The organism is Bacillus sp. LR--39 (assembly GCF_053613335.1).
Map to the genome: position 1 here is coordinate 124,664 of NZ_JBSIOT010000002.1, position 24,973 is coordinate 149,636.

Sequence of the window (24,973 nt, forward strand, 5' to 3'; positions counted from 1 at the left end):
TTGCAATGGAGCTTAAGCTTCTGCGAGCAGCCTCTTTCTCCATGCCAAGCGTCCCATGATCAGTCCGAAAGCCAGAAGGGCAAACATGATGCCGCACCACATCAGCTGATGGACTCCCAAATGTGAAATAAACCAGCCGCCCGCCGCCGTTCCGATGGTGATGCCGAGGTTGGAAAAGGAGACAAACAGGCTGTTGCCGAATTCGGGGGCCTCCTTTGCTTCCGCAGTAAGCCATGTCTGGCTGACAATGAGCCCGCCGGAATGAACGGCGCCCCATACGAAGACGAGGACGGCCATCGGCGCGAAAGACGTCCCAAACCCGTATATGAGCAAGTAGGCGGCTGTATAAAGAAGCGGAAACAGGATGACGGTCTTTTTCATATTTTTATATAACAAAGCACCGAAGACGAAATTCCCGGCTATCATAATCACTCCGAAGCCCATCAGCATGAAGCTGACCCATGTACCATTCATATGGGACACCCGTCCGAGGTACTCCGCAAAATAGCTGTAGACAGAAAACATGGCCGCAAAGAGACAGGTGACGGCAGCGATATTGAGCCACAAAGCCGGTTTGCGAAGGATGCCGAGCTGGCTTCTGAAAGACATTTTTTCTGTGACCGGCATGGATGGCAAAAAGAGAAGAATGCCCGTGAACGCGATGAGACTGATGATAGCGCCGAATAAGAAGGCGGCTTCAAGGGAGAGACGATCCGCCAGATAAGACGTGAAAGGCACGCCGAACGCAAAGCCGGCGGTGATGCCTGAAAAGACTTTCGTTACTGCTTTTCCGGATTGGCCGGCGGGGACAAGCCGGGCCGCGGCCGCAAGCGCTACAGAAAAGAACACCGGGTGGCATAAAGCCGGAATGATCCGAAACGCCAGCATGACACTGAAATGCGCCGTATACGCGTAGACCGCATTTGAAACGGCAAACATCAGCACCGCCAAAAGCAGAATGTATTTCCGGTTTATGCCTGAAGCAAGCAAGGTCAAAAACGGTCCCGACACAGCAACGATGAACGCGAAAATACTGACAAGCCACCCCGCTTTTGAAGCAGAAATATGAAATCTGTCCGCCACTTGCGGAAGAACGCCGATAATGCCCATTTCGGTCGTGATAATTCCGAAAACCCCTAATGCCAAAAACAGAATGAAGATGGAACTGCTTTTTTTCATTGTTATGTATGCCTCCTTTTATAACTACATATATAGATAAATAGATATGTTATAACAAAAAAAGCCCTCCTTTCATGGTTATAGCTGGTGCTGAACATAGTCAGCAAAGGCTTTAATTTGTTTTTCATTCCTTCTGTAATAGGTCCATTTTCCGATTCGTTCGGATTCCAGCAGGCCGGCTTTTTGCATGGTCAGCAGGTAGCTGGAGATGACGGACTGCGCAAGCCCCGACTTTGCCTGAATATCACCGACGCAAATTCCGGTGCGGAAACTGAGTCCCTGATCAAGATAAGGTCTTTCATCAAAATGGTCCTCCGGGTGTTTAAGCCACGTCATAATATCACTTCGTGTTTTGTTAGATAACGCTTTATGAATCAATATCGGTTCCATAACGTTTATTATATCTATTTTTCTGGATTTGTAAATTCGTTTTTGGGAAAACATTCTCAAATTAAGTAAATATCGTGCTAAAATATAACATATTATCAGATTACCGGTAAAAAAGCCGGGTTATTGTCAGGAGGATATTCACATGAATCAAAAGAAAAAAGGTGCGGTTGCGGTGACCTTGCTTTCCGCTCTGCTGTTTTGTTTATTGCCGGTCCTCGTCTCGCTTTCTCCGCTTGCGGAAACGGGGCCGAACGCGAATCGTTTTAATTCCGCGGGCATGTGGGCCGCCGTCGGCCAGATCCTTGTGATATATGCGGTCCCGCTCATTTTGTATATTCTCGGTATTCGTGTCATGAAAATCATCATGGCCGTTTTTTGCGGAATCGGGCTTATCATTTGCGCGGCTGTCTTGTTGGTGACGTTATTGACCGCAATTTCCTTAGGGCAGGAGCTGTCTCTTTATTACGGCCTTTTCGTTTGGTCAGGCGCGGCTTTTATCGTCAATGTGGTGTGGTATATTGCCGCGTTTCGATCATCCCCGAAGCATCAGCAGGCTATGTGACATTTGTTCTATAAATCTACCGAAAATACAAATATTTCATAGGTTAATTATGGTATGATCAAAGTGGTATAGCAGCTTTTAATAGAAACGGGAGGAACTGACATTGAAAAAAAAGACAGCTTCATTGCGAGTGAAAACATTGGCGGCCGGCGCTGCGGTTGCTGCGGCTTTATCTGTGGGAGCGGTTACTGATCTGCCGGGGGCAAAATGGCTGCATCCGGCGGCTGCTCAAGCCGCGGAAACGGTATTTAAACAAAATCATGCGGCATCCGGTTTCTTGGCGGGACGGTATGACGCGCAGGCGATGTCTCCGACGATGTTCAACTGGTCAAGAGAAAGCCGGTTTACAAGCACTGCCGATGGCGCATTAAAATGGGAAAAGAATGTTCCGGCCAATCCTCAAAACGGTGCGGGAGCCGCGGTTGATGGGGACGGCACCGTATTTATTCAATCAAAAGACGGGAAGCTCACGGCGTATCATCCGAACGGTACTGTGAAATGGGTGACGGAAAACCTTGGGACGACCTATACGCTGACTCCGGTGCTCGGAACAAACGGTGTCATTTATCTTCCTTCTCACGATAAAAAACTATATTTCATCGACAAAGAAACCGGAAACATTTTAACATCGGTTCCGCTGAGCGGAGCGCCGAGTTCCGATGCGGCTATCGGCTCTGACGGCACGCTGTATGTGTCGACGCTGGATAACTATATCTATGCGATTAAACCGACGTCGGCTTCGACATGGACGCAAAAGTGGAAGTTTAAAACAAACGGCGTGGTCGGCTCCGCTCCCGTGTTAGCATCAAACGGCACTCTGTATACGGCAACGTACAATAATATCTTTTACGCGATCAATTCCGGAACGGGCCAAGTGAAATGGTCAAAAACGACGTCCAACGGGTTTAAAGGTTATCCGGTTATTGATAGAGACGGCACCGTTTACGCCGGAAACCAGGACGGCAACTTATACGCCTATACATCAACGGGTGCTGTAAAGTGGACGTTCCCGTTAAACGGTTTCTCCAGCTCTTCATTAGCGATCGACCATAACGGCAATGTGTATATCGGTTCCGGAAGCGGCGAGCTGTTTTCCATCAGCAAAACCGGCAATATGAACTGGTCTTTCTATACGGACGGGCCTGTGAGAACGGCGCCGCTGATTGATGCGGACGGCAATGTGTACTTCGGTTCTGACGATAAAAATGTCTATGCGGTTGACGCTGACGGCAATGAAAAATGGCGCTATCAAACAGACAGCAATGTCATTTCCTCCCCGGTTCTGGCTGAAGACGGCACGCTCTATGTCGGCACTTATACGAAACTGCTCGCATTCGGAGCAAAAAAATAATAAAAAAGAATCCGCGTCGTCTGCGCGGATTCTTTTTTTATTTAGAGGCTTGAATAAATACGCCTTTTTCATGAGAGAATTCTTTAAAGCCGTACACACCGTGATATGAACCGATCCCGCTCGTATTGACACCGCCGAACGGAAGGTTGACGTCAGTGAAATGAACGACGACATCATTGACAGAAGCATTGCCGGACGTCGTATGCTGCAGCACATAATCGATCAGCTCCTGATTATGGCTGAATACATACAAGGCAAGCGGCTTGTCCCGTTCAGTGATGTAATCAACGGCTTCACTGATATCTTCGTAATTCATAATCGGCAGAATCGGTGCGAAGATTTCTTCCTGCATGATCTTCATATCAGGCGTGACGTTTGTCAGCACGGTCGGAGAAATCGTGCGGTCATGCGCATCGAATACGCCGCCGAACGCCGTTTTCGCCCCTTTTTCAATGGCATCATCATACAGGGCTTTGACACGGTTAAAGTTGCGGTCGTTGACAATCTGCGTGAATTTATTGCGGTCAACCGTATGATCATCCTCCATAAAACCTGCATTGACAATGGTTTGCAAGAGATCTGTAAAGATGCTCTGCACTTCTTTCTTCATAAGGAGATAGTCAGGTGCGATACATGTTTGCCCCGCATTGACAAATTTGCCGACGGCGATTTTTTTCGCCGCGTCCATCAAATCATAGCCGCTGTCGATGATCGTCGGGCTTTTTCCGCCAAGCTCAAGCGTGACGGACGACAAGTGCTTCGCCGCTGCCGTCATGACGATTTTACCGACATTCGTGCTTCCGGTGAAGAAAATGTGGTCAAACGGATGGTCGAGCAGTTCTGTGGCGACATCGACCTCACCTTCAAAAATGGCGACTTCTTCTTCGTGAAATGCCTCGCGAATAACTGTCGCGGCGATATGGCTCGTCTCCATCGTAAAATCAGACAGCTTCACAATCGCGCTGTTGCCGGCCGCAATGGCAGCCGCAAGCGGAGCCATCGTCAGCATAAACGGATAATTCCATGGGCCGAGAATTAAGGTGACGCCTTTTGGCTCATACATTAATACGCCGTCAGCGTCGGGGCTGACGGATGAGCCGACGCGTTTCGGCGCCATCCAGGTGTCGAGATTGTTCATATTATCTTTAATCGCCTTGATCGTTCCCTGCGTTTCCGCTCTTTTCACCTCATGATAAGGCTTGCGGACGTCCCGTCTGATCGCCTCGATGATTTCTTCTTCATGTGCGGTGACGGCATCTAAAAAGCGCTGAAGCTTTTCTCTGCGCTGCCCGGCTGTTGAAGCACGCAGCGTTTTTTGATTTTTTTTCTGAAGCTCAAAGACGCGTTTGATGTCTGCTTTTATATGCTGATCCATCGGTCTTCCTCCTCTGGTTGCTTTTTTGTTTCTTCAGGGCCTATTATAATGTGATGTGTTTTTGCGGCAAAGACAGCGTAAACACATCTATACGTTACCGTACAAATTGCGGTGATCTGTCTAATGAAAGGAGTGTCTCTTATGCCGGATTCTGTGACAACTGACATCAAACAAGCGCTTTTGGCCATGCTTGGAGAGCGGGATATCCGCCGTGTGACCATGAAGGACATCGCCGAACGGTCGCACGTGAGCCGGGGGACACTGTACCTTTATTACGAGGATAAATATGCGATTTTAGAGGATATAGAAGAAGAAATGAAAGACGGACTGAGCGAAGCGCTTTATGATTCACTGAAGAATAAAGATGTTCTTCATTTACATGGCGGATGGCAAAAAGTGCATCCGACCCTGTCTTTTGTTGACCGGCATCGGGAGTTTTTTCAAACGATGATGGACCGTCATAAAATGCCGTATTTTCACTTTCATGCTTTTTTAAAAGATGTGTTCCGGCATGATGTGCTGCTGTCACCGGTCAATGCGGATTTCTCACCGACTGAACAGGATATGTACATTCATTACCGCGCGTTATACACATATGCCATTGTGTTGTACTGGCTGAATGAGGAGCCCGGGGCATCCCCGGAAGCGATCAGCGGACAGGTGTGGGATTTGATTTCTCAAAAACGGTTTTACTGGCTGTTCGGCCGCCGGGTACCGGAACAAGAAGAAAAAAAGCCCGCCGACCGCCGGGTGACCCGAACGAGGCAGGCCTTGCAAGAAGCCATGATCGGCTTAATGGCGGAAAAAAAAGAGTACGCGGCGATTACGATTTCCGATATTGCCCGTCAAAGCAACCTCCGCCGTGCCACTTTTTATGACCATTACGCCAACAAAGAAGCATTGCTGAAAACGATCATCCATCAATCATGCCGGGATCTGATCGGATTATTGACCGTAAAAGGAGAGCCTGCCGACTGTTCCATGGAAGAAGCGGAAGCCGCGCTCGTCCGTCTCTTTTCCGCACTGTCGGACGGCATGCCGCTCGTCCATTTTCTGAGAGAGGGTTCCGGAGTGCCTGACGTCATCCCGGAAATGTTCAGAGCGCTGCAATCGTTTTATCTTCATCAGCCCCTGCACATTCAGGCGGGGAAAAAGCTCTATGCATATTATGTCGCGTCCATGCTCGTCGGTCTGATTCAATATCGTCTTCATGAAGGAAAAGACCACGCGCCGGACATGCTGGCCCGGGAGTTTCTGCAGTTTTTGGATGTGAAGAAGTATCGGGTGATTTTGCTGTGAGGATGATGAAAAAGAACTCAGCCGAAAACAGGCGGGTTCTTTTTTGCTGTTTTCTTTGAGAAGTGCCGATATGAAGTGTCCGGCTTTATCCCTTATAAAAAAGAAACCTTATGACGCCTGATCAGCATTCTGCCGCCAAACATGACAAATGTCATATTCGGGGCATGATGGCTGCTACTACAAAAGCGTCTGGCGCCCCGTTATACTTGGGATCATAATGAAAAAGAAGGGACATGACATTTATGATCAATCATGCCGCAACTCAAAAACAAGCGTCTTTAAAAAAGCAGGTTGCCGCATTTTCCGGCGCCGATACAAAGCATAGTGTCATTCAGCTTTTCAACACGTTTGTGCCGTTCTTTGCCCTTTGGTTTCTTGCTTACCTCAGCCTTGATGTCTCCTATCTTCTGACCCTCGCCTTTACTGTTATAGCAGCGGGATTTTTGACAAGAATCTTTATTATTTTCCACGACTGCTGCCATCAATCCTTTTTCAAACAAAAGAAGCTGAACCGGCTGTTCGGGTTTATTTCAGGTGTGCTGACACTGTTTCCGTTCCTTCAATGGCAACGCAGCCACTCCATTCATCATGCGACAAGCAGCAACTTAGATAAACGGGGCACCGGCGATATTTGGATGATGACTGTCAAGGAATACAACGAAGCCTCAGCTTGGACAAAAATACGCTACAGAATTTATCGCAATCCGTTTATTATGTTTATTCTCGGACCGATTTACGTATTTCTGATTCAAAACCGTTTTAATGTAAAAGGCGCCCGCCGCAAGGAGCGCTGGAACACCTATTTCACGAACGCGGCGATTGTCTTATTGGCTGCTGCGACGTGCCTGCTTGTCGGCTGGGAAAACTTTTTGCTTGTTCAGGGTCCGATTTTCCTTATTTCGGGGTCAATCGGCGTCTGGCTCTTTTATGTTCAGCACACGTTTGAGGATTCTTATTTTGAAGCAGATGAGCATTGGGATTATGTGCAGGCCGCGGTAGAAGGAAGCTCCTTTTACAAGCTTCCGAAGCTTTTGCAATGGCTGACGGGCAATATCGGCTACCATCATGTCCACCACTTAAGCCCGAAAGTGCCGAACTACAAGCTGGAAGCCGCTCATGAGGGGCACGAGCCTTTAAAAAACGTACCGACCATTACGCTTAAAACAAGTCTTGAATCCATGAAATTCCGTTTGTGGGATGAGGACGAAAAGCAATTTGTCACCTTTCGGGAGGCGCGGAAAAAACCGGCGCCCCATCCGGTGCCGAAAGAACCTTTAAAGAAAAATGCCTGATATGGCGCGCGGCTCTTTCTCTTATCAGAAAGAGCCTTCTCTTCATGCGTGAGGATGCAATGAAGGCGGTGTTTTGATAAAGTGATGGTAGACACAAGCAGCAGAAGGTGGAACAAAGATGAAGAAGTATTTTAAATTTCAAAAACTGAACGGGATTTCTCCTTATATATGGATGATTTTTTTCATCTTGCCTTTTTATTTTATTTTTAAAAGCTCTTCTACCTTTGTCATCGTGGCCGGCATCATTTTCACACTTGTTTTCTTTGGCGCATACCGCTTCGCATTTGTTGCAAAAGGCTGGCCGCTTTACTTATGGGCGCTTCTTCTGATCGGCATTTCGACCGGCTCAGCCATGCTGTTCAGCTATATTTATTTCGCCTTCTTTATCGCCTACTTCATCGGCCATATCCGAGACAAAGTTCCATTTTACATCTTATATTACATTCATATCATCAGTGCGGCGGTTGCCGTCAACTTCAGCCTTGTTCTGAAAAAAGAGTGGTTTTTGACACAGATTCCGTTTATCGTCATTACACTGATCAGTGCCATCCTGCTCCCGCTCAGCATTCGAAGCAGAAAGGCACGGGAGCGCCTTGAAGAGAAATTAGAATATGCAAATGAGCGAATCGCCGATCTTGTGAAGCTGGAAGAAAGGCAGCGCATCGCCCGGGATCTTCACGATACACTTGGACAAAAGCTCTCCTTAATCGGACTGAAAAGCGACCTCGCCCGAAAGCTGATTTACAAGGACCCTGAACAGGCCCGCACTGAGCTGAAAAGCGTGCAGCAGACGGCCCGCACCTCCTTAAATGAGGTCAGAAAAATCGTCTCATCGATGAAAGGCATCCGATTGAAGGATGAGCTCGGCAATGTTCGGCAAATTCTTGAAGCGGCAGGAATTGAATTTGTGTATGAAGAAAAAGAAGCGCCAAAACATATCTCTCTGCTGAACGAAAACATCGTCAGCATGTGCATAAAAGAAGCCGTCACCAATGTCGTGAAGCACAGCGGCGCCAAAGTATGCCATATCACCATTCAGCAGCTTTGGAAAGAGGTTGTCATTACGGTGGAAGATGACGGCAGCTTTCAATGCAAAGAAGACCGCTTTTTTTCAAAGGGGCACGGCCTGCTTGGAATGAGGGAACGTCTTGAATTCGCAAACGGCAGTTTAGCCGTCGATACAGCCGCCGGAACAAAGCTGACCATGAGAATCCCGAATGATTCAAAATCAAAAGAAAAGGATGGTAGCAGATGATCAACATCTTCATTGCCGAGGATCAGCAAATGCTGCTCGGCGCACTCGGTTCACTGTTGAATTTAGAAGAGGATATGACGGTTGTCGGCCAAGGCACAAGCGGCCAGGATGCCATCGATTTCGTGGGAAAACATGCGCCCGACATTTGTCTGATGGATATCGAAATGCCCGGGAAATCAGGCCTTGAAGCGGCAGAAGAACTCAAGGACAGCGGTGTGAAAATCATCATTTTGACGACCTTTGCCCGCTCCGGCTATTTTCAGCGGGCGCTAAAAGCAGGCGTCAGCGGGTACATGCTCAAGGACAGCCCGAGCGATGAGCTCGTCAGCGCCATCCGCAGCGTCATGAAAGGAAGACGCGTCTACGCACCTGAATTAATGGAGGACATCTATAGTGAAGAGAACCCGCTGACCGAACGGGAAAAAGAGGTGCTCGAGCTTGTGGCAGACGGAAAAAACACGAAAGAAATCGCAAACGCCCTCAGCATTAAAAGCGGCACAGTCCGCAATTACGTTTCGATGATCCTTGATAAATTAGAAGTGAAAAATCGAATTGAAGCCATTACCCGATCAAAGGAAAAGGGCTGGTTTAAGTAACCCGCCCTCAGCTTGTTCAGCCAGTGTTTTTGCACTGGCTTGTTTCTTTTTCACCGTCACTCCGTCTCTTCCTTCCACTTCTTATCAATCAGCATTTTCCCCGGCCAAGTGTATGCCATGATGCCGCCGTCTGCGGTGATGTCTTCTCCCGTGACGTAAGAGCTGTCGTCTGAAGCGAGGAAGAGCGCGACGGCTGCCATTTCTTCCGGTTTTCCGAGCCGGCCGAGCGGCGTGATCCATTTGTTGGCTTCACGGAACGCTTCGCCCATTTCGTCTTCTGTCGTGCCTGCCAATTTATCAATGAGCGGCGTTTCAATCGTCCCCGGCGATAAGGAATTGACGCGGATTCCGCTTCTGGCGTAATCAATGGCCATCGCTCTCGTCAGGTTCGTGATTCCGCCTTTTGCGGCGTTATAGCCGGAGCGGTCAAGGTCTGCGGCCCGGCCGGACATGGAGGAGGTGTTGATGATGGAGCCTCCTTTTTCGAGCATGAGCGGAATCAGGTATTTGCTGCACAGAAATGTGCCGCGCAGATCGACGGCGATGATCCGGTCAAACAGGTCGACCGGGTATTCATGGACTTTTCCGCCCTCTTGGTCAACACCGGCATTGTTAAACAGAATATCAATTGCTCCGTACTTTTGCTGAATGCTGTCCGCAAAAGACTTTACGTTTTCTTCGTCTGATACATCAAGGTGAAAGGCTTCTGCTTCTCCGCCGTTTTTTCTGATGGCGCTGACGGTTTCGTTCAGTTCGCTTTCATTGATGTCACCGCAGATCACGCGGGCGCCTTCATCGGCGAAAACCCGTGCCGTCGCTTGTCCGATGCCTGTCGCGGCCCCTGTGATGATTGCGGTTTTGTCTGTTAATCTTCCCATATTGCGATTCCTCCTTTTTTATATCTGTTCCCGCTGAATAGGGGGATAAACATATGGAGGTCTATTTCTAAATACCTATTAAATATGTTAATATTATGTATATATATCATTGGGAGGTTTACATATTTTGAAGATACAGCATAAGAAGGAGATAGCGTTTTATTGTTATGCCATTGTTCCTATGGGATTTGTGATTTACACCGTTATCTCTATTCTATTTCAGGACATCACATTTCCTCTCACTGTAAGAAATGTTCTGCATGAGTCTTTGCGAAACTTGGGATCTCTTATCTTATTTAGTTTGTTTTTCTACCCGTCATACATATGGATGAAGAAGGAATTCGGCCGCCGGAAAGAAGCAGAGAAGAGAGGATGATCAACATTCTCTCTTTTTTATTAATAAAATGGGTGAAATGAATCCATTAACATGTTAAATTTACAATATATGCATCTGCTAATGCTAGTTGACAATTGTCACTGTATATGATAAATAGATGCTGAAAAGATTTTACATAACATCAAAGCATAATTAAAGGAGAGATCTGAAGTGCGGAAAAAAAAGTTTAAAGCAGAATCCAAGCGATTGCTGGACATGATGATTAACTCCATTTACACGCAGAAGGAAATTTTTCTCCGCGAGTTAATTTCCAACGCGAGCGATGCGATTGACAAAATCTATTACAAGGCGTTAACCGATGATTCATTAACGTTTGATCAAGACAATTACTACATAAAAGTGACGGCGGACAAAGAAGCGAGAACGCTCACCGTCACAGACACCGGTATCGGGATGACAAAAGACGAGCTTGAACAGCATCTCGGCACGATTGCGAAAAGCGGTTCACTCGCTTTCAAGCAAGAAAATGACTCGAAAGACGGCCATGACATTATCGGCCAGTTCGGCGTCGGATTTTATGCGGCGTTTATGGTGGCTGATAAAGTCACGGTGAAAAGTAAAGCGCTCGGCAGTGACGAGGCGTATGTGTGGGAGTCGGAAGGGGCTGCCGGCTACACGATCGCGCCGTGTGACAAGGAAACCGTCGGTACGGAAATCACCTTGAAAATAAAAGAAAACACAGAAGATGAAAGCTATGATGAGTTTTTAGAAAACTACCGCATCAAAGCGATCGTGAAAAAGTACTCTGATTTTATCCGCTACCCGATCAAAATGGAAGAGACGGTCAACAAGCCGAAAGAGGGCAGCGAGAACGAATTTGAAGAAGTTCAGGAAGAACAGACGGTCAACAGCATGGTGCCGATCTGGAGAAAAAACAAAAGCGAGCTGACGGATGAGGATTACGAGGCTTTTTACGCCGAGAAGCATTACGGTTTTGATAAACCGCTGACCCATGTGCATATCAGCGTCGATGGAGCGGTGCGCTACAATTCGATTTTGTTTATTCCGGAAAACATGCCGTTTGACTATTATACGAAGGAATTCGAAAAAGGATTGGAGCTGTATTCCAACGGCGTGCTGATCATGAACAAATGCGCCGACCTGCTGCCGGATCATTTCAGCTTTGTAAAAGGCATGGTGGATTCTGAGGATCTGTCGCTGAACATTTCCAGAGAGATGCTGCAGCACGACCGCCAGCTGAAGCTGATTGCGAAAAACATCAATAAAAAAATCAAAGCCGAGCTGAAGAGCCTGCTGAAGAACAAAAGGGAAAAATACGAATCTTTCTATGAATCTTTCGGCAGACAGCTGAAATTCGGTGTCTATAATGATTTCGGCGCGAATAAAGACGTATTAAAAGATCTGCTTCTCTTCTATTCATCTAAGGAGAAAAAGCTCGTCACTCTGGACGAATATGTGTCCAGAATGCCTGAGGATCAAAAATATATCTATTACGCGTCCGGCGATTCATATGAGCGGATTGAAAAGCTGCCGCAAACTGAAATGGTGGCGGACAAAGGCTACGAGATTTTATATTTCACGGAAGATATTGATGAATTCGCGATCAAAATGCTGACAAGCTATGAGGAAAAAGAGTTCAAATCCGTATCCAGCGCCGACTTAGGCATCGACAGTGACGAAGATGAAAAGCAGACTGAAGCCGAAGAGAACGAATATAAAGACCTGTTCGAAAGCATGAAAGAGATTCTTGCGGATAAAGTAAAGAACGTCAGAGCATCGAAACGTTTAAAATCCCATCCGGTCTGCTTTGCGACAGACGGCGAAGTGACGATCGAAATGGAAAAAGTGTTGAACGCCATGCCTGACAGCCAGCAGGTCAAAGCGGAAAAAGTGCTGGAAATCAACCCGAATCACGAAGTGTTTGAGACGTTAAAGAACGCTCACGGACAAGATCGGGAAAAGATTGCATTATACACAAACCTTCTCTACAATCAGGCGCTTCTGATTGAAGGGCTGCCGATCCATGATCCGGTCGAGTTTACGAATGACATCTGCAAAGTCATGGTATGACGCTAAAAAGGAATCGCCCGGCGGGGGCGATTCCTTTTTTTATTACAGTGTGCGCTGTTTAAGAATTTGATTTTGTTTGCTGCGCTTCTTTAAGGAGAACCGTTTTTTCAAGTGCGTTTCGATTTCTTCTAAACTTCTGCCCTTCGTTTCAGGAACGATGTAAGCGGCGAAGAAGAAGGATGAGAGGCAAATGACTGAGAATATTCCGAATACCCAGCCGATGCCCATGGCGCTCAGCATAAGCGGGAATACCAGTGAAACGATCAGGTTGGTTGCCGACAGAATCAATGTCGTAAATCCTGTTGCGGCTCCGCGTGCGTTTGACGGGAACAGCTCCGGCATCAGGACCCACACAACGGGACCCCATGTCGCCTGATAGAAAACGATATAGATGCCGAGAAACAGCACGGTCAGCCATGCCGTTGAAGCTGACAGGCCGGCCAGAAGGAGAATGGCTGATAGTGACGCCAGGCTCAAGGTAATGCCGACACTTCCCCACATCAGCAGTTTTTTCCGGCCGATCCGGTCAATTAAGATCATGGCGGTGATACACATGATGACGTTTAAGACACCGATGCCCATCGTGCCGAGAACGGACGCCGAAGTGCCGAGTCCGGCCTTTGTAAAGATGGTCGGCGCATAGTAAATCACCGTGTTGATACCGACCGCCTGCTGGAAGATGGCGAGGCCGATCCCGATCAGCAGCATAGGGCGGATCCATTTGGCTTTCAGCAAGCCGAGTGTAGATTCTTTTTTCTCGGCTTCACCTTGTTTCATTTCCGCCAATTCAACGGCGATATCCTCTTTGTCGTGAGTCATTTCCATGACTTGTCTGGCTTCCTTCTCACGGCCGCGTTTGACGAGCCATCTCGGAGATTCCGGCATAAACGCGATTCCGATTAATAAAAGCGCCGCCGGTACTGCGGCGAGACCGACCATCCAGCGCCAAGCTTCAAACGGGGTGAATATGTAATTCACAATATATGCGAGTAAAATTCCGGTTACAATCATTAAGTTATTCAATGTGCCGAGCGTTCCGCGTATTTTTGTCGGCGCCATCTCAGATAGATAAACGGGAACCAGCGCCGTTGAGCCGCCGACGGCTAACCCGAGAATGACACGGGAGATAATCAGCATGGTGACGGTTTGCGAAGCCGCACACGCAAGCGCGCCGATAATAAAAATGAGTGAAAGGACGAAAACCACTTTTCTCCGGCCCCATCGGTCAGAGCATGTCCCGCTTAAGGCGGACCCGAAAATCGCACCGAGCAGCAGCATGCTGACGACCAATCCTTCGGTCAGCGTGTTTAAAGGAATATCATTGTTAATAAATAACAAAGCCCCTGAAATCACACCGGTGTCATAGCCGTAAAGCAGCCCGCCTAATGCTCCGAAAAAGTAAATCAGGTATTTTTTGGTGTTTTTCTTCACAGATGATCCTCCTCATCTTTTGGAACGCATAATAGTTTATTTAGATAACTATTTCATTCCCCGAAGAGAAAAATATAAACATAAAAAACACGCCCCTTTTAAAAGGCGTGTTTTTTTTTCTTTCTTAGGAAAACAGCTTGTCGATAAACGCGATTTCTTCAGCAGATAGCGTAATGGAGGCTGCTTTCATGTTGTCTTTTAATTGATCCGCACGTTTGGCGCCCGGAATCAGGATATCGATTTCAGGTCTCGCCAAGTACCAGGCAAGCACGATATGCGCCGTATCGGCATTGTGCTTTTCGGCAATTGGTTTGAGCTGGTTGACTTTTTTGATGTTTTCTTTAAACTGCTCCCCTTGGAAATGCGCCTGGTCATTGCGCAGGTCGCCTTCAGGGAAGGTTGTGTTCTCGTCGTATTTGCCGGCCAGCAGTCCGGATACGAGCGGGAAGTACGGAATGAATGAGATGCCGTGTTCTGTCGTATAAGGGAAGAAAGTCTTTTCCGCCTCACGGTTCAGCAGGTTGTATTCTCCTTGAATCACGTCGACTAAGCCGTCTTTATTGGCTTCTTTCAGCTGCTCCAATGAGAAATTGGATACGCCGATGGAACGGATTTTTCCTTCTTTTTTCAGCTCATTCAATGCTTGAACGGCTTCGTCCTTCGGCGTGTGCTCATCCGGGAAATGGATGTAGAATAAATCAATGTAATCAGTCTGCAGGCGTTTCAGGCTGTCTTCGACCGATTGTTTCAAAAAGGCCGGTGAGTTGTCGAAAACAAAGTCATCGCCTTCTTTTCTGTGAGCGGCTTTTGTGGCGATGAAGACATCCTCGCGGTTAAAGTCTTTCAGCACCTCGCCGATTAATTCTTCAGAACGGCCCACACCGTAAATATAGGCGGTATCTAACATGGTAACGCCGCTTTTAATCGCTTCCCGGACCAATTCTTTTCCTGTTTCTTCATTCAGATTCGGATAGAGATTGTGTCCGCCGACCGCATTTGTTCCCAAACCGATCGGAAATACCTGTAGGTCAGTTTTGCCGATTGTTACTTTGCTCATGTTTTCGCCCCCTGAAAAAATTGGATATCATAGCGACTGCCGGAAAAATACGGCAGCGTTCTCTATTAACTATAACGCTATGCCAAGTGAATGTCGATTTGATGCTCTTGGCAATACTTCGTATATTCCTCATCGAGCTGCTGAGAAGTGACGATGCTGTGAAGCCGGTCGAAAGGCGCGTATGTCAAAAGCGTGGATTTGCCGAATTTGGAATGATCCGCGAGCAGATACACTTCGTTCGCCTTTTCGGAAATTCTCTTTTTCACCTCGTATTCCAGTAAGTCGGAATTCGTCAGGCCGTGGGTGATCGTTGTCCCGGTAGCGGACATGAACGCCTTGTTAATGTTGTATTTATTGAGTGTGCTCGGATCATCAATGCCGACAAACGACCTTGTCTTCCGTTTGTAGTTATTGCCGATGATGATCAGGTCGATATTTTTCATGGATGAAGCCGCGTTAATAATATCAAGGCTGTTCGTCAAAACCGTTACATTCTTATCGGGATCAAGCGTCTCCAGCATCGATTTGGTCGTCGTGCCGGAATCAATAAACACAAGATCATGATCCTCGATAAATCGTGACGCATAGCGGGCGATTTTGATTTTTTCATCCTGATGTTGAATGGTGCGGTTTTCAAAAGGGACGAGCACAGATTTTTCGGCTGACGTCACGCCGCCGTATACCTTTTTGATAACCCCTTTTTCCGCAAGCTTATTAATATCGCGTCTGACCGTGTTTTTAGAGACGTTGAATACCTCGCACAGCTCATCCAGCGAAGTGGCTCCGTGTTTGAGAATGTATTCTTCCATCTCCTGAATCCGCATCAGTTTCATAAAAAAACTCCTTCTAGAATTCTTAAAGTAATTAAAATATATAATAAACACCAGAAGTTAATCAATAGTTACTTAACAAATGATAAAAAAGAGGGTTCACACCGTACGATTCGACACGGTTCTCCAAGTTCCTGTTTTCCCGTTCAAAAAAAGCATGATAAAAATAATGAAAAAATTTTGATTTTTTAGATTGACTTGAAGGTTTGTTGGGCTTACAATGTAACCAAGAAATGACCAAAATATAACCTATAAAATCAAAAGTGAAAGATGTAACCGTTTGCTTTTTTCCGTCACATGATCAACTTTTACATGGAAAGATTGGGAGTCACCATCATTTTAGCATTTGTAAGCGTTTAATTCATGTCTTTTATATGTAAAAGATGAATATATTCATCCGTTATTACCCAGTTGAACAGGATGCTTACTATTTAAGGAGGCAATGAGAATGGCAGAGATCAGAAAACTGAAAAACTACATCAATGGTGAATGGGTTGAAAGTAAGACAGATCAATATGAAGACGTTGTCAATCCGGCTACAAAAGAAGTGATGTGCCAGGTTCCGATTTCTACGCGGGAGGATGTGGAATACGCCGTCCGCTCAGCGTCAGAGGCGTTTCAAACATGGTCAAAGACGGCAGTGCCGCGCCGTGCGAGAATTCTATTTAACTATCAGCAGCTTCTCCAGCAGAACAAAGAAGAGCTTGCCCGTCTGATCACTTTGGAAAACGGTAAAAACACGACGGAAGCACTCGGTGAAGTGGGACGCGGAATTGAAAACGTCGAATTCGCAGCGGGAGCGCCGTCACTCATGATGGGCGATTCACTCGCCTCCATCGCGACGGATGTAGAGGCGGCGAACTACCGCTATCCGATCGGGGTGGTCGGCGGTATCGCACCGTTCAACTTCCCGATGATGGTCCCGTGCTGGATGTTCCCGATGGCGATTTCATTAGGAAACACTTTCATTCTGAAGCCGTCTGAGCGCACGCCGCTGTTAACGGAAAAACTGGCAGAGCTGTTTGAACAGGCCGGTCTGCCGAAGGGCGTCTTCAATGTCGTGCACGGCGCGCATGACGTCGTAAACGGCGTTCTTGAACATCCGGAGATTAAAGCCATCTCATTCGTCGGTTCAAAACCTGTCGGCGAGTATGTTTTCAAAAAAGGCAGCGAACATTTGAAACGCGTGCAGGCGTTAACGGGCGCGAAAAACCATACGATCGTGTTAAATGACGCCCACCTTGAAGATACGGTGACAAACATTATCGGCGCGGCATTCGGTTCGGCAGGAGAGCGCTGCATGGCATGCGCGGTTGTGACGGTTGAAGAGGGAATCGCCGATGAGTTTATGGCGAAATTACAGGAAAAGGTCGCAGACATCAAGATCGGAAACGGACTGGATGACGGCGTGTTCTTAGGCCCGGTCATCCGCGAGGACAACAAAAAACGGACGCACAGCTATATTGAAAAAGGCATCGAAGAAGGAGCGAGACTTCTTTGTGACGGGCGTGAAAACGCAACGGAAGACGGCTATTTCGTCGGACCGACAATTTTTGACAACGTGACGACGGATATGACGATCTGGAAAGATGAAATCTTTGCGCCCGTTCTGTCGGTCATCCGCGTGAAAAACTTAAAAGAAGCGGTGGACATCGCCAACCAGTCTGAATTTGCGAACGGCGCGTGTCTGTTCACTTCAAATGCGAACGCGATCCGCTACTTCCGTGAAAATATTGATGCGGGAATGCTCGGCATCAACCTTGGCGTCCCGGCGCCGATGGCATTCTTCCCGTTCTCTGGCTGGAAGTCTTCTTTCTTCGGCACATTGCACGCAAACGGAAAAGACAGCGTCGACTTCTATACACGTAAAAAAGTCGTGACGGCACGATACCCGTCTCCTGACTTCAATTGATCTGACAGCCGGCCCGGACGGCTTTGTGATTCCGTCCGGGTTTTCTTTTACCATCAATTAAGGAGGAATAAACATGAGTCATTTGCTGCGCAAACCGCAGGCCGATGAGATTTCTCAAGGCGTGAACATCATACATGACGTCACTTCAGCCAATTCAGACCTCAAATACGTCGGATTTAAAGTCGTTGACCTCACTCCCGGTTCCGCATATACAGAAGATTTGAAAAAGACGGAGTGCTGCATCGTTGCGGTAACGGGAAAAATCACCGTCACTGATTATGATCAGACATTTGAAAGCATCGGCACCCGTGAAAGCGTATTTGAAAGAAAACCGACGGACAGCGTTTATGTGTCCAATGACCGCTCTTTTGGAATCACAGCGGTCAGCGGGGCGAGGGTCGCGCTGTGCTATTCTCCGTCCGAACGCCAGCTTCCGACAAAGCTGATTAAAGCGGAAGACAACGGTGTGGAACATCGCGGCAAGCTGGCAAACAAACGAACCGTTCATAATATTCTCCCCGATTCAGATCCATCGGCAAACAGCCTTCTCGTTGTTGAAGTTTACACGGACAGCGGCAACTGGTCGAGCTACCCGCCTCATAAACATGACCAAGACAATCTGCCGGCTGAATCCTTTTTAGAAGAAACCTATTACCATGAAACGGACCCGCCGCAGGGGTTTGTCTTCCAGCGTGTGTACACGGACGACCGCTCGATTGACGAGACGATGACCGCAGAAAATGAAAACGTTGTCATCGTCCCGGCGGGCTATCACCCGGTTGGTGTTCCGGACGGGTATACCTCTTACTACCTGAATGTAATGGCGGGACCGACACGAAAATGGAAGTTTCATAATGATCCGGCCCATGAATGGATCCTGAAACGCTAACCAGTGAGGAGTGGCAGATAACGATGAAATATACGTTTAATGAAGAAAAAGAGTTTGATATTGTCGCGATCGGACGCGCGTGTATTGATTTGAACGCGGCGGAATACAACCGGCCGATGGAAGAAACGATGACGTTTTCTAAATATGTCGGCGGCTCCCCGGCAAATATTGCGATCGGCAGCGCCAAGCTCGGATTAAAAGCAGGTTTTATCGGCAAAATCCCGGATGACCAGCACGGCAGATTCATCGTTTCCTATATGCAGGAAAAGGGCGTTGATACGTCACAAATGACCGTTGACAGAGAAGGGCGCAAAGCCGGGCTCGCTTTTACGGAAATTCTCAGTCCCGAAGAGTGCAGCATTCTGATGTACCGGGATGACGTGGCGGATTTGTATCTTGAGCCGTCCGAAGTCAATGAAGGCTACATCGCAAACGCGAAAATGCTGCTCGTTTCAGGTACGGCGCTTGCGAAAAGCCCGTCGCGCGAAGCCGTCTTAAAAGCGGTGCATATCGCAAAAAAACATGACGTAAAAGTCGTGTTTGAGCTCGACTACCGTCCGTATACATGGCAATCGGCAGAAGAAACAGCCGTGTACTACACGCTGGCGGCGGAACAATCCGATATCGTCATCGGTACGCGTGACGAATTTGACGTAATGGAAAACCGCAGCGGCGGAGATAACGATGAAACCGTCCGCTATTTGTTTGCCCACTCCGCTGATCTTGTCGTCATTAAGCATGGCGTTGACGGATCATACGCATACAGCAGATCGGGAGAAGTTTTCCGGGCGCATGCCTATAAAACAAAGGTGCTGAAGACCTTCGGAGCGGGTGATTCCTATGCGTCAGCCTTCATCTACGGACTTGTCAGCGGCCGGGATATTGAAACGGCTTTAAAATACGGGAGCGCTTCCGCTTCCATCGTCGTCAGCAGACACAGCTCCTCAGAAGCAATGCCGGCTGCCGGTGAAATCATCGAACTGATTGAAGCGCAGCACAGTCTTAACGGTAAATAGAACGTATAAAAGGTGGGATCGTTTGTGGGTAATACAATTCGCTTAACGACAGCACAAGCGCTGATAAAATTCTTGAACCGGCAGTACATTCATGTTGACGGAAAAGAAGAGCCGTTCGTTGAGGGCATCTTCACGATTTTCGGCCATGGAAATGTGTTGGGGATCGGGCAGGCGCTTGAGCAGGACGCCGGGCACCTGAAAGTCTATCAAGGCAAAAACGAACAAGGCATGGCGCATGCCGCGATGGCATACAGCAAGCAGATGCTGAGAAGAAAAATTTACGCGGTATCGACTTCGGTCGGTCCGGGTGCCGCTAACTTGACGGCTGCCGCGGGTACGGCGCTGGCCAATCATATCCCGGTGCTGCTGCTTCCGGCCGATACCTTTGCGACGAGGCAGCCTGACCCGGTGCTTCAGCAGGTGGAGCAGGAATACAGTGCCGCCGTCACGACAAACGATGCGTTAAAGCCCGTGTCCCGCTATTGGGACCGCATCACCCGCCCCGAGCAGCTGATGAGCAGCTTAATCCGGGCATTTGAAGTGATGACAGATCCGGCAAAAGCGGGTCCGGCGACCATCTGCATTTCTCAGGATGTAGAGGGAGAAGCATTTGATTTTGATGAAAGCTTCTTTGAAAAACGCGTTCATTACATTGACCGGATGCAGCCGAGCGAGCGTGAGCTGAAAGGCGCCGCAGAGAGAATTAAGGAGAGCAGCCGTCCCGTCATTTTAGTGGGCGGAGGCGCGAAGTACTCCGGCGCGCGTGAGGAATTAATCGCGCTTTCTGAAACATACGGCATTCCGCTTGTCGAAACGCAGGCCGGCAAGTCAACGGTTGAAGCTGATTTCGCCAACAATCTTGGCGGCATGGGCATCACGGGCACACTCGCCGCAAACAAAGCCGCCCGCCAGGCTGATCTGATCATCGGTGTCGGCACACGGTACACGGACTTTGCGACATCCTCGAAAACGGCGTTTGATTTTGACAAAGCAAAATTTTTGAATATCAATGTCAGCCGCATGCAGGCTTACAAGCTTGACGCGTTTCAGGTCGTAGCCGATGCGAAAGTGACGCTCGGCAGGCTGCACGGCTTATTAGACGGATATAAAAGTGCATTCGGCACGGCGATTAAAGATTGGAAAGATGAATGGCTGGCTGAACGGGACCGGCTCGGCAAGGTCACTTTTACACGTGACGCGTTCAAACCGGAAATTAAAAACCATTTCTCACAGGACGTGTTAAACGAGTATGCCGACGCGCTCGAGACTGAGCTGCCGCAGACAACGGCGCTGTTGACCATCAATGACACGATTCCTGAAGACAGCGTCGTCATCAGCTCGGCGGGGTCTCTTCCGGGAGATTTGCAGCGGCTGTGGCATTCCAACGTCCCGAATACGTACCACCTCGAGTACGGCTATTCCTGCATGGGGTATGAAGTATCGGGCACACTCGGCCTCAAGCTGGCTCATCCCGACAAAGAAGTCTATTCTCTCGTCGGTGACGGAAGCTTTCTGATGCTGCACTCAGAGCTGATTACCGCGCTTCAATATAACAAAAAAATCAATGTCCTGCTCTTTGACAACTCGGGATTCGGCTGTATCAACAACCTGCAGATGGATCACGGGAGCGGCAGTTATTTCTGCGAGTTCCGCACCGAGGACAATCAGATTTTAAACGTTGATTACGCGAAGGTGGCAGAGGGCTACGGCGCTAAAACTTACAGAGCCAATACGGTTGAAGAACTGAAAGCGGCGCTTGAAGATGCGAAAACGCAAGATGTATCCACTTTAATTGAAATGAAGGTTCTGCCGAAAACGATGACGGACGGCTATGACAGCTGGTGGCATGTCGGCGTGGCGGAAGTGTCAGAGCAGGAAAGCGTTCAGCGGGCATACGAAGCGAAAGAGACGAAGCTGAAGTCTGCGAAGCAGTACTAGAGGGGAGGCATCACGATGGGCAAACAAGATATTCTGTGGGGCATCGCTCCTATTGGGTGGCGCAATGACGATATGCCGGAAATCGGAGCCGGGAATACGCTGCAGCATTTGTTAAGCGATATTGTTGTCGCCGGCTTTCAAGGTACGGAAGTGGGAGGGTTTTTCCCTGAACCCTCCGTCCTCAATAAGGAGCTGGCTCTCCGGAACTTGCGGATTGCGGGGAAATGGTTCAGCAGCTTTATCATACAAGACGGTATTGAAAAAACGGCTGAACAATTTACAGAACACTGTGATTATTTGCAGAAAGTCGGAGCGGATGTCGCCACCGTTTCTGAACAGACGTACAGTGTTCAAGGCTTGGACATTGATGTATTTAAGAAAAAACCGCACTTCTCAGATGAAGAATGGGATACGCTGTGCCAAGGCTTGAACCGTCTCGGGAAAATCGCTGACGAATACGGGCTGGATCTCACGTTTCATCATCATCTCGGCACAGGCGTCCAGACGGCGGAAGAAGTTGACCGGCTGATGGATGGAACGGACCCGCGGTATGTCCATTTACTATATGATACCGGCCATGCCTATATCTCGGACGGAGACTATATGACGATTCTCAACAAGCATATGGATCGGATCAGACACGTTCATTTCAAGGACGCGCGGTTTGACATTATGGAGCGGTGCAGACAGGAAGGCAAGTCATTCAGGCAGTCGTTTTTACAAGGCATTTTTACGGTTCCCGGAGACGGATGCATCGATTTTACCGAAGTGTACCGAGCGCTCGTCCGTCATGATTATTCAGGCTGGATCGTCATCGAAGCCGAACAAGACCCGGCAGTCGCCAATCCGCTTGAGTACGCGCTGATTGCGAGAAAGTACATCGACAGTGAACTGCTTGATCCTGCAAATTAGAGGGGGACTTATATGAATAGTGCCAAGGCGGAATCAGCTTTCAGCAAAAGGACTATCGCCGCAGCATTAGCAAATTACATTGATGCAGGTTCCATTGTGGCAGGATCAGCGGGTTTATCTATGTGGGTCAGCTACTTGAAGCTGTCCGACAGTCAGATCGGATTGCTCGGCGCCTTCAGCGCAAATGCGATATCAGCGGCCGTCGGAGCGCTGCTCGGCGGGTATTTGGCTGATAAGGTCGGCCGAAAAGCTGTATACACAAACAGTATGCTCGTCTACGCCTTAGGAATTTGTTTGGTTTTGTTTGGATTCAACTTTCCCATGTTGTTATGCGGATACATGATTGTCGGGATTTCTGTAGGCGCGGATATTACGGCTTCATGGACCATTATCGCGGAAAACGCCCCTGAGAAAAACCGGGCGAGGCATTGCGGAGTGGCGCAGGTGGCGTGGGCCGCCGGAGCCGTTGTGGTTCTGCTGTTATCCGTTTTGGTCGGTGACCTCGGGCTTTTAGGAAATAAAATTGTCTTTGCGCATCTATTGGTGATCGCCCTGATCACATATGTGATAAGAAAGCGTTTACCTGAGTCGGATGCCTGGAAAAACAGTGAAGAGCGGCCTGTTGCCGTAAAAAAAACATCTTATTTTGACCTGCTTCAGCCGAAATTTTTCAAGAACATTTTGTTTTTAATGGGTGTGTTTCTCGTATGGAATCTCGCAGCGGGCGTCATGGGATTCTTCATGCCGTACATCTACCAGCAGGTCGGCGGCGTATCCGCAAATACGGCCAACATTCTGCAGATGGCCCTGTTTATCTTCACCGGGCTCGGCGTCGTCTGTATCTTCATGCCTTTTGCAGATAAATATCGGAAAACGGTGTTCGGAATCTGCGCATGTATGGCCGTTGTCGGCTGGTCGCTGTTTTTGCTGCCGTTTCGGGGACTCCCGATGCTGCTTTTGTTTGTTTTAGCGATCGGCATCAATAACGGAGCCGGCCAGCAGGCGAACTACCAGCTGTGGGCAAGCGAGCTGTTCCCGACAGAACACAGAGCGTCAGCACAAGGGCTCATGTTCTTTCTCGTCCGTATTTCAATCGGCATTTGGAGTTTATTTGTGCCGGTCATCATGTCACAATTCGGCATCGGTTTTATGGCCGGTATTCTGCTCATATGTGTGACGGCCAGTATGATCATCGGGCTTGTCTTCGCGCCGAATACGTCCGGCAAGTCGCTTGAACAGATACAGGAGGAACTGTACGGCGCTCCTCAGGACGGCAGCGGGAAAAGAAAGACGAGAACCATTATTTGATTATCAGAAGGAGTGGCGATCAATGAATTTACGTATAGGTGTTATCGGAACCGGTGCTATCGGAAAAGAGCACATCAACCGCATCACAAATAAGCTGTCAGGTGCGGAAATTACCGCTGTCACAGATGTGAATCAGGAGGCCGCGCAGCAGACCGTTCAGGATTTCAATTTGAACGCCTCCGTTTATCCTGATGACGACAGCCTCCTCGCTGCTGAAAATGTGGATGCCGTCTTAGTGACAAGCTGGGGCCCGGCTCATGAGTCCAGCGTTTTGAAAGCGATTCAGCACGGCAAGCACGTGTTTTGTGAAAAGCCGCTTGCGACAACGGCAGAAGGCTGTATGCGCATTGTCGAGGAAGAAATGAAGACGGGAAAACGATTGGTGCAGGTAGGTTTCATGCGCAGATATGACAGCGGTTACGTTCAGCTGAAAGAAGCGATTGACAACCGCGTGGTCGGCGAGCCGCTGATGATTCACTGTGCGCACCGCAACCCGACAGTCGCATCGAATTATTCAACGGACATGGCCGTCGTCGATACGCTCGTTCATGAAATTGATGTCCTCCACTGGCTCGTCAATGACGACTATGAATCCGTACAGGTGATCTATCCGAAGAAATCAAAAAATGCGCTGCCGCATCTGAAAGATCCGCAGATGGTCATCATCGAAACAAAAGGCGGCATCGTCATCAATGCCGAAATCTACGTGAACTGTAAATACGGCTATGACATTCAATGTGAAATCGTCGGGGAAGACGGCGTTATCAAGCTTCCGGAACCGTCAAGCATCAGCTTGAGAAAAGAAGGGACATTCAGCACCGATATCCTGATGGACTGGCAGCGCCGATTTGTGGCTGCGTATGATGTGGAAATTCAAGACTTCATTGATTCGATCCGGAATAAAGGCGAAGTCAGCGGTCCGACGGCATGGGACGGTTATATTGCCGCGGTGACAACTGACGCGTGCGTAAAAGCTCAGGAATCCGGCCAGAAAGAGCCAGTGGCGCTTCAAGAGAAACCGGCATTCTACCAATCATTTACGACTGTGAACAAATAATAGATCGGGAGTGAAAGA

22 protein-coding genes are annotated in these 24,973 nt (G+C 48.4%); 15 read left to right on the plus strand and 7 right to left on the minus strand.

Annotated elements, in window-relative coordinates:
- Positions 1 to 12 precede the first annotated feature (12 nt).
- Positions 13 to 1,179, minus strand: coding sequence for an MFS transporter (locus tag ACWHAR_RS10345; RefSeq protein ID WP_032875488.1), 1,167 nt, complete (start codon positions 1,177 to 1,179; stop codon positions 13 to 15).
- Between the two features lie 78 nt (positions 1,180 to 1,257).
- The gene (locus ACWHAR_RS10350) at positions 1,258 to 1,569 is read right to left on the minus strand and encodes an ArsR/SmtB family transcription factor (protein ID WP_007407855.1); all 312 of its coding nucleotides are present in this window, start codon (positions 1,567 to 1,569) and stop codon (positions 1,258 to 1,260) included.
- 142 nt (positions 1,570 to 1,711) lie between these two features.
- Here ACWHAR_RS10350 and ACWHAR_RS10355 point away from each other — a divergent pair, with 142 nt between their 5' ends.
- Together ACWHAR_RS10355 and ACWHAR_RS10360 are read left to right on the plus strand one after the other, a co-directional pair.
- On the plus strand, positions 1,712 to 2,131 hold the full coding sequence (locus ACWHAR_RS10355) for a DUF5391 family protein (RefSeq protein WP_007614895.1): 420 nt from the start codon (positions 1,712 to 1,714) through the stop codon (positions 2,129 to 2,131).
- 103 nt (positions 2,132 to 2,234) lie between these two features.
- A complete protein-coding gene (locus ACWHAR_RS10360; RefSeq protein WP_032875490.1) occupies positions 2,235 to 3,482 on the plus strand; it encodes an outer membrane protein assembly factor BamB family protein in 1,248 nt (415 codons plus the stop codon).
- A gap of 37 nt (positions 3,483 to 3,519) precedes the next feature.
- Here the strand turns inward: ACWHAR_RS10360 and ACWHAR_RS10365 are convergent, their stop codons facing one another.
- Complete coding sequence (locus ACWHAR_RS10365; RefSeq protein ID WP_032875494.1) at positions 3,520 to 4,857, minus strand: aldehyde dehydrogenase family protein; 1,338 nt, start codon at positions 4,855 to 4,857, stop codon at positions 3,520 to 3,522.
- 141 nt (positions 4,858 to 4,998) lie between these two features.
- Here ACWHAR_RS10365 and ACWHAR_RS10370 point away from each other — a divergent pair, with 141 nt between their 5' ends.
- The 4 genes from ACWHAR_RS10370 (at position 4,999) to ACWHAR_RS10385 (ending at position 9,299) form a co-directional block, all read left to right on the plus strand.
- Complete coding sequence (locus ACWHAR_RS10370) at positions 4,999 to 6,156, plus strand: TetR/AcrR family transcriptional regulator (RefSeq protein ID WP_032875496.1); 1,158 nt, start codon at positions 4,999 to 5,001, stop codon at positions 6,154 to 6,156.
- 242 nt (positions 6,157 to 6,398) lie between these two features.
- Positions 6,399 to 7,448, plus strand: a complete 1,050-nt coding sequence (locus ACWHAR_RS10375) for a fatty acid desaturase (protein ID WP_032875498.1) — start codon at positions 6,399 to 6,401, stop codon at positions 7,446 to 7,448.
- 118 nt (positions 7,449 to 7,566) lie between these two features.
- On the plus strand, positions 7,567 to 8,703 hold the full coding sequence (locus ACWHAR_RS10380; protein WP_032875502.1) for a sensor histidine kinase: 1,137 nt from the start codon (positions 7,567 to 7,569) through the stop codon (positions 8,701 to 8,703).
- Positions 8,700 to 9,299: a response regulator transcription factor gene (locus tag ACWHAR_RS10385; protein WP_032875505.1), complete on the plus strand. Its 600-nt coding sequence runs from the start codon at positions 8,700 to 8,702 to the stop codon at positions 9,297 to 9,299. The genes ACWHAR_RS10380 and ACWHAR_RS10385 overlap by 4 nt, the downstream gene beginning before the upstream one ends.
- A gap of 56 nt (positions 9,300 to 9,355) precedes the next feature.
- Here the strand turns inward: ACWHAR_RS10385 and ACWHAR_RS10390 are convergent, their stop codons facing one another.
- Complete coding sequence (locus ACWHAR_RS10390; RefSeq protein ID WP_032875507.1) at positions 9,356 to 10,177, minus strand: SDR family oxidoreductase; 822 nt, start codon at positions 10,175 to 10,177, stop codon at positions 9,356 to 9,358.
- A 127-nt stretch (positions 10,178 to 10,304) separates the two neighbouring features.
- Here ACWHAR_RS10390 and ACWHAR_RS10395 point away from each other — a divergent pair, with 127 nt between their 5' ends.
- Positions 10,305 to 10,553: a hypothetical protein gene (locus ACWHAR_RS10395; RefSeq protein WP_032875510.1), complete on the plus strand. Its 249-nt coding sequence runs from the start codon at positions 10,305 to 10,307 to the stop codon at positions 10,551 to 10,553.
- Between the two features lie 171 nt (positions 10,554 to 10,724).
- The gene (gene htpG, locus ACWHAR_RS10400) at positions 10,725 to 12,605 is read left to right on the plus strand and encodes a molecular chaperone HtpG (protein ID WP_032875513.1); all 1,881 of its coding nucleotides are present in this window, start codon (positions 10,725 to 10,727) and stop codon (positions 12,603 to 12,605) included.
- Positions 12,606 to 12,647: 42 nt separating this feature from the next.
- Here htpG and ACWHAR_RS10405 read toward each other — a convergent pair whose 3' ends face one another.
- The 3 genes from ACWHAR_RS10405 to ACWHAR_RS10415 form a co-directional block, all read right to left on the minus strand.
- Positions 12,648 to 14,036: a sugar porter family MFS transporter gene (locus ACWHAR_RS10405; RefSeq protein ID WP_032869301.1), complete on the minus strand. Its 1,389-nt coding sequence runs from the start codon at positions 14,034 to 14,036 to the stop codon at positions 12,648 to 12,650.
- A 124-nt stretch (positions 14,037 to 14,160) separates the two neighbouring features.
- Positions 14,161 to 15,093: an aldo/keto reductase gene (locus ACWHAR_RS10410; RefSeq protein WP_032875516.1), complete on the minus strand. Its 933-nt coding sequence runs from the start codon at positions 15,091 to 15,093 to the stop codon at positions 14,161 to 14,163.
- Between the two features lie 77 nt (positions 15,094 to 15,170).
- Positions 15,171 to 15,926 carry a DeoR/GlpR family DNA-binding transcription regulator gene (locus ACWHAR_RS10415; RefSeq protein ID WP_007614879.1) on the minus strand — a complete coding sequence of 252 codons (756 nt, stop codon included), beginning with the start codon at positions 15,924 to 15,926 and terminating at the stop codon, positions 15,171 to 15,173.
- Positions 15,927 to 16,371: 445 nt separating this feature from the next.
- Between ACWHAR_RS10415 and iolA the strand changes: the two genes are divergently transcribed.
- The 7 genes from iolA (at position 16,372) to ACWHAR_RS10450 (ending at position 24,955) form a co-directional block, all read left to right on the plus strand.
- The gene (gene iolA / locus ACWHAR_RS10420; protein WP_032875519.1) at positions 16,372 to 17,835 is read left to right on the plus strand and encodes a methylmalonate-semialdehyde dehydrogenase; all 1,464 of its coding nucleotides are present in this window, start codon (positions 16,372 to 16,374) and stop codon (positions 17,833 to 17,835) included.
- 73 nt (positions 17,836 to 17,908) lie between these two features.
- Positions 17,909 to 18,724 (plus strand): 5-deoxy-glucuronate isomerase, encoded by an 816-nt coding sequence (gene iolB / locus ACWHAR_RS10425; RefSeq protein WP_032875521.1) that lies wholly within the window; start codon positions 17,909 to 17,911, stop codon positions 18,722 to 18,724.
- A gap of 23 nt (positions 18,725 to 18,747) precedes the next feature.
- Positions 18,748 to 19,740, plus strand: a complete 993-nt coding sequence (gene iolC / locus ACWHAR_RS10430; protein ID WP_032875524.1) for a 5-dehydro-2-deoxygluconokinase — start codon at positions 18,748 to 18,750, stop codon at positions 19,738 to 19,740.
- 24 nt (positions 19,741 to 19,764) lie between these two features.
- On the plus strand, positions 19,765 to 21,678 hold the full coding sequence (gene iolD, locus ACWHAR_RS10435; protein WP_032875527.1) for a 3D-(3,5/4)-trihydroxycyclohexane-1,2-dione acylhydrolase (decyclizing): 1,914 nt from the start codon (positions 19,765 to 19,767) through the stop codon (positions 21,676 to 21,678).
- Between the two features lie 15 nt (positions 21,679 to 21,693).
- Entirely contained in the window at positions 21,694 to 22,590 is an 897-nt protein-coding gene (gene iolE, locus ACWHAR_RS10440) for a myo-inosose-2 dehydratase (RefSeq protein ID WP_032875530.1), read from the plus strand.
- A 12-nt stretch (positions 22,591 to 22,602) separates the two neighbouring features.
- A complete protein-coding gene (locus ACWHAR_RS10445; protein ID WP_032875534.1) occupies positions 22,603 to 23,898 on the plus strand; it encodes an MFS transporter in 1,296 nt (431 codons plus the stop codon).
- Between the two features lie 22 nt (positions 23,899 to 23,920).
- Positions 23,921 to 24,955 carry a Gfo/Idh/MocA family protein gene (locus tag ACWHAR_RS10450; RefSeq protein WP_032875537.1) on the plus strand — a complete coding sequence of 345 codons (1,035 nt, stop codon included), beginning with the start codon at positions 23,921 to 23,923 and terminating at the stop codon, positions 24,953 to 24,955.
- Positions 24,956 to 24,973 lie beyond the last annotated feature (18 nt).

What these genes read in the sequence shown, in the direction of transcription:
- ACWHAR_RS10350 (WP_007407855.1), bottom strand. Translation starts at nt 1,569, where the DNA reads ATGGAACCGATATTGATTCATAAAGCGTTATCTAACAAAACACGAAGT.
- ACWHAR_RS10370 (WP_032875496.1), top strand. Translation starts at nt 4,999, where the DNA reads ATGCCGGATTCTGTGACAACTGACATCAAACAAGCGCTTTTGGCCATG.
- iolC (WP_032875524.1), top strand. Translation starts at nt 18,748, where the DNA reads ATGAAATATACGTTTAATGAAGAAAAAGAGTTTGATATTGTCGCGATC.
- iolA (WP_032875519.1), top strand. Translation starts at nt 16,372, where the DNA reads ATGGCAGAGATCAGAAAACTGAAAAACTACATCAATGGTGAATGGGTT.
- ACWHAR_RS10450 (WP_032875537.1), top strand. Translation starts at nt 23,921, where the DNA reads ATGAATTTACGTATAGGTGTTATCGGAACCGGTGCTATCGGAAAAGAG.
- ACWHAR_RS10410 (WP_032875516.1), bottom strand. Translation starts at nt 15,093, where the DNA reads ATGAGCAAAGTAACAATCGGCAAAACTGACCTACAGGTATTTCCGATC.
- ACWHAR_RS10385 (WP_032875505.1), top strand. Translation starts at nt 8,700, where the DNA reads ATGATCAACATCTTCATTGCCGAGGATCAGCAAATGCTGCTCGGCGCA.
- ACWHAR_RS10380 (WP_032875502.1), top strand. Translation starts at nt 7,567, where the DNA reads ATGAAGAAGTATTTTAAATTTCAAAAACTGAACGGGATTTCTCCTTAT.
- ACWHAR_RS10365 (WP_032875494.1), bottom strand. Translation starts at nt 4,857, where the DNA reads ATGGATCAGCATATAAAAGCAGACATCAAACGCGTCTTTGAGCTTCAG.
- ACWHAR_RS10355 (WP_007614895.1), top strand. Translation starts at nt 1,712, where the DNA reads ATGAATCAAAAGAAAAAAGGTGCGGTTGCGGTGACCTTGCTTTCCGCT.
- iolB (WP_032875521.1), top strand. Translation starts at nt 17,909, where the DNA reads ATGAGTCATTTGCTGCGCAAACCGCAGGCCGATGAGATTTCTCAAGGC.
- ACWHAR_RS10375 (WP_032875498.1), top strand. Translation starts at nt 6,399, where the DNA reads ATGATCAATCATGCCGCAACTCAAAAACAAGCGTCTTTAAAAAAGCAG.
- ACWHAR_RS10445 (WP_032875534.1), top strand. Translation starts at nt 22,603, where the DNA reads ATGAATAGTGCCAAGGCGGAATCAGCTTTCAGCAAAAGGACTATCGCC.
- ACWHAR_RS10415 (WP_007614879.1), bottom strand. Translation starts at nt 15,926, where the DNA reads ATGAAACTGATGCGGATTCAGGAGATGGAAGAATACATTCTCAAACAC.
- iolE (WP_032875530.1), top strand. Translation starts at nt 21,694, where the DNA reads ATGGGCAAACAAGATATTCTGTGGGGCATCGCTCCTATTGGGTGGCGC.
- ACWHAR_RS10390 (WP_032875507.1), bottom strand. Translation starts at nt 10,177, where the DNA reads ATGGGAAGATTAACAGACAAAACCGCAATCATCACAGGGGCCGCGACA.
- ACWHAR_RS10345 (WP_032875488.1), bottom strand. Translation starts at nt 1,179, where the DNA reads ATGAAAAAAAGCAGTTCCATCTTCATTCTGTTTTTGGCATTAGGGGTT.